The 6,359-nt window shown below is 38.6% G+C and carries 7 protein-coding genes and 2 pseudogenes; 2 read left to right on the top strand and 7 right to left on the bottom strand.

Annotation, left to right across the window (positions count from 1 at the left end; genetic code table 11):
- Nucleotides 1-158 precede the first annotated feature (158 nt).
- Together AC3WU2_RS05845 and AC3WU2_RS05840 are read right to left on the bottom strand one after the other, a co-directional pair.
- On the bottom strand, nt 159-353 hold the full coding sequence (locus AC3WU2_RS05845) for a hypothetical protein (protein ID WP_492452118.1): 195 nt from the start codon (nt 351-353) through the stop codon (nt 159-161).
- Between the two features lie 332 nt (nt 354-685).
- Nucleotides 686-1,078, bottom strand: a complete 393-nt coding sequence (locus AC3WU2_RS05840) for a VOC family protein (RefSeq protein WP_492452116.1) — start codon at nt 1,076-1,078, stop codon at nt 686-688.
- Nucleotides 1,079-1,334: 256 nt separating this feature from the next.
- On the opposite strand from AC3WU2_RS05840, the gene AC3WU2_RS05835 reads away from it, so the two are divergent.
- Nucleotides 1,335-1,820, top strand: a complete 486-nt coding sequence (locus AC3WU2_RS05835; protein ID WP_492452114.1) for a hypothetical protein — start codon at nt 1,335-1,337, stop codon at nt 1,818-1,820.
- Nucleotides 1,821-1,945: 125 nt separating this feature from the next.
- On the opposite strand, the pseudogene AC3WU2_RS05830 reads toward AC3WU2_RS05835, so the two are convergent.
- Together AC3WU2_RS05830 and AC3WU2_RS05825 are read right to left on the bottom strand one after the other, a co-directional pair.
- Nucleotides 1,946-2,095: pseudogene (locus tag AC3WU2_RS05830) on the bottom strand (tyrosine-type recombinase/integrase); the annotation flags it as partial.
- Between the two features lie 210 nt (nt 2,096-2,305).
- Nucleotides 2,306-2,794, bottom strand: a complete 489-nt coding sequence (locus AC3WU2_RS05825) for a DUF2199 domain-containing protein (RefSeq protein ID WP_492452112.1) — start codon at nt 2,792-2,794, stop codon at nt 2,306-2,308.
- 622 nt (nt 2,795-3,416) lie between these two features.
- Here AC3WU2_RS05825 and AC3WU2_RS05820 point away from each other — a divergent pair.
- Nucleotides 3,417-3,557: pseudogene (locus AC3WU2_RS05820) on the top strand (IS110 family transposase); the annotation flags it as partial.
- A 23-nt stretch (nt 3,558-3,580) separates the two neighbouring features.
- On the opposite strand, the gene AC3WU2_RS05815 reads toward AC3WU2_RS05820, so the two are convergent.
- From AC3WU2_RS05815 to AC3WU2_RS05805, 3 genes are all read right to left on the bottom strand, one after another.
- Nucleotides 3,581-4,510, bottom strand: a complete 930-nt coding sequence (locus tag AC3WU2_RS05815; protein ID WP_492452110.1) for a poly(ethylene terephthalate) hydrolase family protein — start codon at nt 4,508-4,510, stop codon at nt 3,581-3,583.
- A gap of 499 nt (nt 4,511-5,009) precedes the next feature.
- Nucleotides 5,010-5,672, bottom strand: coding sequence for a cysteine hydrolase family protein (locus AC3WU2_RS05810; protein WP_492452108.1), 663 nt, complete (start codon nt 5,670-5,672; stop codon nt 5,010-5,012).
- Nucleotides 5,673-5,855: 183 nt separating this feature from the next.
- On the bottom strand, nt 5,856-6,209 hold the full coding sequence (locus AC3WU2_RS05805; RefSeq protein ID WP_314592138.1) for a VOC family protein: 354 nt from the start codon (nt 6,207-6,209) through the stop codon (nt 5,856-5,858).
- Nucleotides 6,210-6,359 lie beyond the last annotated feature (150 nt).

Here is a 6,359-nt window from a genome sequence, read left to right as displayed (position 1 = left end):
ATCCAAGCTACACGGGGGCTTGGCCCCTCCCGTGACCGGACTTACACCGGTTAGATGAAGCGTGCTTCTGGGCACGCGGTTGAAAAAAGGCTGCCATAAGGCAGCCTAAATACAATTGAACTATCGTGTCCGTTATCTTAACCATCGTATTAATGGGATTACTTTTCATTGTTGAAATTTTTGGAAAAAGCAATCCCACCCATTATAAATACAAGGAGAATTATCAAATATACATAACCAGGCACATAATCATTACTGACACTTTGTTGAAATGAAATAGCTTCATTTATTACTTTTATTATTGCAAATGTTAACAATGCAAGCCCCATTAGTAAAAATCCAATCGATTTCATTTTGACCACCCCGTTAATATCCGTTAATTCGCTAAATAAGCTTTATTTCATTCACACTATAATACTCGTTAGTTTAACAAAAATGGCATTCTGCTGCCGATGAGATTATATCGGGGAATGTAACATAGTTCTTGTTATTAGTCGGAAATGATATCAAGTTCTTGTCAAAACACCATGACAAGAACTTAATATCATAAAAATAAAAAGCCGCATAATCAACGGCTTCTAATATTACTATCTTTTTGTAACCCGATATTTGTTGATTATGCCATTTGAGAAAAATACTTTTCTGATAAAGTGGTTATACAAGTTCGGTTGATCTATCAATTAACCTACCATTCTACCGCGAAGAAGCGATTCCCACTCGGATCGAAGAACATGAAGGTCTTCCCTGCGTCATTTTCATAGATTTCATGAACAACGACACCGCTTTCAAGAAGTTTATTACGAAACTCTTCCATTTTATCTCCGACAACGAATTGCAATGAATAGTATGGGTTTTTGCGGAACCCATGCTCACCTGCGTACCAAATGCTGTCCTTGTCCGGGTCGTGATCTAGGACAATTAAAATTTCTTGTTTGTTTGGAAGCCTTAATAATACCGGTCCTAGCCACCATACAACTTCGCAGTCGAGATACTTAACGTACCAGTCGACTGCTTCCTTCTGATCTGAAACAGGGATTGCGATGTCGAGCCGACTTACTATAGTTTCAGTTTTTTCCATAAAAGCCTACCTCTCGTATAATTTTCTATTTCTGATTTATAAATATTCAACATGGAGGCATATTTTCCCTTCACTGCTAGTTTTCAAGTGGTTTACTTTTGATCTAGCGTGTCCCGTTAGCGCAACACGCTATTCACTGAGGAATCCCCTTTATAGGCATCTGCACAATCATATAGTTATTTACCTACATACTGTAAATCAGGTTATATAACTTTGCGAATAGTGCATTATCTTTAAAAGCAAAAGGAGATATTATATGACAAATTTTTATTCTTTTCACGGGACTATCACTATGATTAATGATTTTTTTACAGGTCAAACTGATGAAGGATGTTATAAATTCATATCTGTCGACAACGGATTGGGAGCATTAGTAAATTTCGTTGTGTCACCCAATACTTATTTTGTAGACCACGTAATGGTGTCAGTAGGAGATCAAGTGACTGGATATTATGACGGAAATGCACCTGCTCTTCTAATTTACCCTCCACAATATCAAGCAATTGTCATGGTAAAAAATAGCCCATATCAGAATGTAAAAGTAGATTATTTTAATACTGAGTTGGAGAGTAGTGATGGACAATTACGATTAAATATTTCTCCATATACTCAAATAGTATTAACAAATGGGCAACACTTTTCAAGAACCCCTGCGAACCGAGATCTAATTGTTATTTATGGACCTACCACAAAAAGTATCCCCGCCATTACCACACCCTATAGAATTATAGTTTTGTGTTAGGGGGCATGATGTCCACTGCAGAGGATGGAATAATTTTTATAATTCCTTGGTTCAACTAGTCTGCCCTTTAGTTGAGTAACAGTTTTCTTAGGTGCATTCCATCTATACTCAATACTACAGAAATGCTAAAAAAACCGACGATAGAGTTCTCGTCGGCGTTCCCCGCGCAGCTGGGCATAAATTTGAGTGGTTGATGTTTTTTCATGCCCCAACATGCCTTGAATGAAATCTAATGGTGCTCCGTTATCAAGGAGCTGACACGCATAGGTATAATGAAAGCGATGCGTTCCTGCCCGTTAGCACAACGCGGCTGCCGCGTTTTAGTTTTTTATAAAGATATAGTGTCCCGTTAGCTTAATCGACATTACGCGCCGAGTCCGATGGACTTAGCCTTGCAGGGTTGTCTGCTGATTACGCTTCACCAGAAAACCCCCAGTGTTATAAGATGTCGGCAGCTTCTTCGACTATACTTTCAAATTCTTCTCTTACTGACTATGATTTATTAAATGAGCAATTTCTTTAACTCTCCCCATTGTAATTCCTTCTCTTTGTTCAACTGCAAGTGGATGATTCGTTTGTTCTAATTCTATTAACGGAACAGCACCAACTTCTTGTGTATGTACCATTGTCTTTAACGATAATGTAGTTATTGGATATATTGAAAGTTCAGTCGATAACCAACCAAAATAAGGTTTTTCAGTTTCCCTCCCTTCTACGTGCAATAATTCATTAGATTTCAAAAAGTTTTCTTCACTAAGAGAAACCCAAACACTCCATATAAATTTCTCTTTACTATCAATTATTGGTATTTCAATATGTCCTCTAATAAAGAAATGCTGTTCATCAATTACACAAAAATCTCTAATTAATTCTGTTCTTTTCTCTTCTGGTACAGTGTAAAAATAATATGGTGCTTCACTTCCGTAACATAAAGGAAGTTCACTTAATTCGTTGTTACAGTGAGGGCATTTCATGTTTTTGCTCCTTATAGTTTCTCGCCGATTTCTTATAACGTTTTGTATCTACGAACCCTCACTGCCTTAAGGGAGCAAAAGAGACCGTCCGCGATGCGGTTAGGTGGTGCAGGGTTGACTGCTGAATCTGCATCCTAGGAACCATCTTGCAGACCAAGGCCGATAGGCCGCAGCGTAGATACAATGTTAGATGATGTCAGCTACCTCTTCGAACTACTTACAAATTTCACATATTTTTATGATTACTCATCATTTCTTGCTTTCTTGCCTATGTTCCATTTCATAAAAAGATTAATATCATCTATTGCATCATTAATTCGCCATTTAAAATCTTCATTATTTCGTAGTTCTCTTAAAATTAATGGTCTTACAATGTGTTTTTCCAATTTTCTTTTTGTTCTTGCAATGTAAGCAAATCCTAATACAGCATAGTACTAGCTATTTCATCTAACGTCTTAGTCGCGAACTTCGTGAATAATTCCATATGTTGAGTATTCGCGAAATTACTGATTTATCCTGCCCGTTAACATTCCTGTAGGTGTTAGTAGATTCAATTTGCAAAAAAACGGACGCCTCGCTAGGATGAGTATGTACTGGGGAACTCACCTTAGGAGGCGTTATTATGAAGTCTAGATTAATTAAAGTCCAAAATCAACGTGTTGAACGTATTTCCACTTCCACTCATGTCATAGGCATCGACATTGCCAAGGAGAAACATGCTGCTCAAGCCATTAATTTTCGAGGTATTGTCCTCACCAATCGCCCGGCAAACATGCCGTTTTTTTGTTATTGATGCACGAATTTATTATCATTCATATTTGCCTGTATAACGTCCACCCAATTTGTATTATGCATCATCTCGGAAGAATCCCCATGAAATGCCTTCATGGCTTCCTGATCATCAAGCAGCCAATATCTCATCCAAGCCGTCAAGTAACCCCTATGATTGCCACCATTACCTTCAATCGCTGTATGAGCTGCACCTTTTGCCATCCCCATCATAACAGGCGTACTTGCGTTAGTACTATGAAAGGCTAATTGATTCGTTGATACCGGTGAGATTAGAAAATCTCGTGTACCGCCCATAATGAGGAAAGGAACAGTAATACGTGCTGTATCGTACACATCTTTTGGATCACAATACTTCAAATCCGGGAGAGCGATGGATACAACCGTCTTAATCAACGATCCGCTTTTATAGTTGGTATGCGCATTAATGACCCCCGTAGACCCTTGAGAATGTCCCGCTACACCAATCTGTTCCATTTGTATTTTTTGATAAAACAAGCTGTTTGTTCGTTGGTTCTCATTTCTCAAATAATCAATAGCCTCCGCAATTTCTTTGCCTGTTCCTGTTGTCTTGCTATAGGAATCGATTACAATGAATCCCCAGCTAGCAAGATGGGTTAAGAGCTCATCATAACGATCTGGCGTGGCATCGGTTCCATTCCCCCAAGAAATAACAGGATAAGATTCGTCTCCTTGAAATGCTGGGTAGTATATTCTAAATAAAGCCTCTCCGCTCGTACGCTTAACTTCTTCTACCTTTACATGATAGCTTCCTTGCTGTGCATACCGCTGCTCAATGCTTCCTTCTGCAAGTTCTGGTACATTAGAATGAATGATGATTTGCAAGAAAATTGTAATTGGAACTACAATGATAAGGACTAAAGCTGACAACCATACAATCCGCTTTCGTTTTTTCAAAACCAACATGCACGTGACCTCTACGATAGTCTATAGGTTTCTCTATCGTTTTCTCTGTTAAAATATGAAACTAAAGGGATATACGTGAAAGATATAGTTATGTTTCATTAAACAAGATGATGTTCAGATTACAAACCTTATTCAAGAGAAAGAGCGTATTGAATTGTCAATGTCTGATTCTGCGGAATTGACAAGTTTCGATAACATTAAGCTAATGGTTGAAGAAGCATTGCAGTTTAATGACATTAATCGTATTGTTATTAATCGCTTTATCGAGAAGATTGTGGTGACTAAAGATAGTAAGATCAAACTTTATTATCGTTATGCAGGGACGTCTAAAATAATGAATGAATTGATTAGTCACGCTAATTAGATTCATGTTGCTTATGTCCCTCTCTTCGCCGCCAACAAAATCCATTACGCAGACAGCGGTTTCACTTCAAGCCTGATTTGTATCCGCTGCTCCTGGACTACTTGAAGAGGCTTGTAAGGTAGGGTGATGGGTTTGTTAGCAATCGTCAGACAGCCCGTCCAAAAACGCTCTTTCGAACTCAATGGAAGTAGAAGTGTAACCGATGTCTGTTTCATACATTCGCAAGAAAACGAACCTCAACCATCCGCCCTCGGGATTGTTAGCATCTCGAGTATCAGGGAATTCAAAAGAATTTGTGCAATCTCTCAGCATTACCACACGATAATTGTGGTGGCGAGCTGACAAGCAAGTTTGGTACAAGCACGATTTGATATGGAATCCCACAGCAACTATTGTGTCAATCTTCCATGTTTTGAGATAGTAGTCAAGTGGTGTGCCGTCGAATCCATCTTTCCCCCATTTGGGAATAACAGGTTCACTCTCTAATGGTTGGATCAGTGGATTAAATGTTGAAGTAACGGGTTTCCAACTATTATCTATGTGATCTAATCCGTGTATTCTAGTGGTCACATCATTGGGTCCGCCAATGCCCGAAATGGCATCGTATAGGTAAACTACCTTTAGCCCCATTCTCCGTGCCACATTGAGCGACAAATGAATTTGGTTTTCTATAACTTCCCTGTGGTTTCCCGTTTCATATGAATCAACTACCAGGAATGCAGTTTTTTCTGGATTAATAGGAATCCTCAAGTCGGGGTCTGAATTATATTTCCTGACAGGTAATTTGAAGTCAGCCATTTCGCAACCTCCATCATAGGAATTTGTATAACTGATGATACCTGTGAACGTAGCGTAGTTACCTAGTACCTACAATATTTCCATATGTATATTAGACATTCCTGCCAGTCACTTCAACAAATCAAAAAGGAGCCGCCTCAAGCAAGCTCCTCACTTTTGTGTCCCGTCTAGCATACTAACCAATCATTTCAAAGGACCACCAATACAAAATCTATATCCATCAGGATCATAGACGAGAACTTCTCTCATACCATACGGTTGATTAACTGGTTCGGATTCTAATATTGCTCCTCTTGCCTTGAAGTCATCAAAAACAATGTCAACATCGTCGACCCAAATGTAAGATTCCATATATCCATTTACTGTGTGGTTAGGACGAATTAGTTCTTTATTTTCAGCTTCTTTGATTAAGAAACTTACTCCATCTCGTTCTACAAACTGTCCTTCAATTCTGAACCCAAGCTTTTCTCGGTAATATTCTTGGGATTGTCTTACATCAGAGACGAGTATACATTGTGATGCTTTATTTAGTCCCATTAAGAACCTCCTATTTTATGGTATTTCATTTCTTATTCTACTCGTTTTGCTAGATTCCTTCCTCTGTGTTTTTCCCACAAAACTTCCCAAGCTTATTTGAATCGGTTAAGGCGAACCATAATTTCTCGATCGATGTCGTGTTAAACTCAT

It is taken from the genome of Paenibacillus sp. EB106-05-06-XG162 (assembly GCF_058791655.1).
This window is presented reverse-complemented; position numbering and strand designations above follow the sequence as displayed.

Excerpts from the sequence above, each read along its gene's own strand:
- AC3WU2_RS05845 (WP_492452118.1), bottom strand. The coding sequence starts at position 353 with ATGAAATCGATTGGATTTTTACTAATGGGGCTTGCATTGTTAACATTT.
- AC3WU2_RS05840 (WP_492452116.1), bottom strand. The coding sequence starts at position 1,078 with ATGGAAAAAACTGAAACTATAGTAAGTCGGCTCGACATCGCAATCCCT.
- AC3WU2_RS05835 (WP_492452114.1), top strand. The coding sequence starts at position 1,335 with ATGACAAATTTTTATTCTTTTCACGGGACTATCACTATGATTAATGAT.
- AC3WU2_RS05825 (WP_492452112.1), bottom strand. The coding sequence starts at position 2,794 with ATGAAATGCCCTCACTGTAACAACGAATTAAGTGAACTTCCTTTATGT.
- AC3WU2_RS05815 (WP_492452110.1), bottom strand. The coding sequence starts at position 4,510 with ATGTTGGTTTTGAAAAAACGAAAGCGGATTGTATGGTTGTCAGCTTTA.
- AC3WU2_RS05810 (WP_492452108.1), bottom strand. The coding sequence starts at position 5,672 with ATGGCTGACTTCAAATTACCTGTCAGGAAATATAATTCAGACCCCGAC.
- AC3WU2_RS05805 (WP_314592138.1), bottom strand. The coding sequence starts at position 6,209 with ATGGGACTAAATAAAGCATCACAATGTATACTCGTCTCTGATGTAAGA.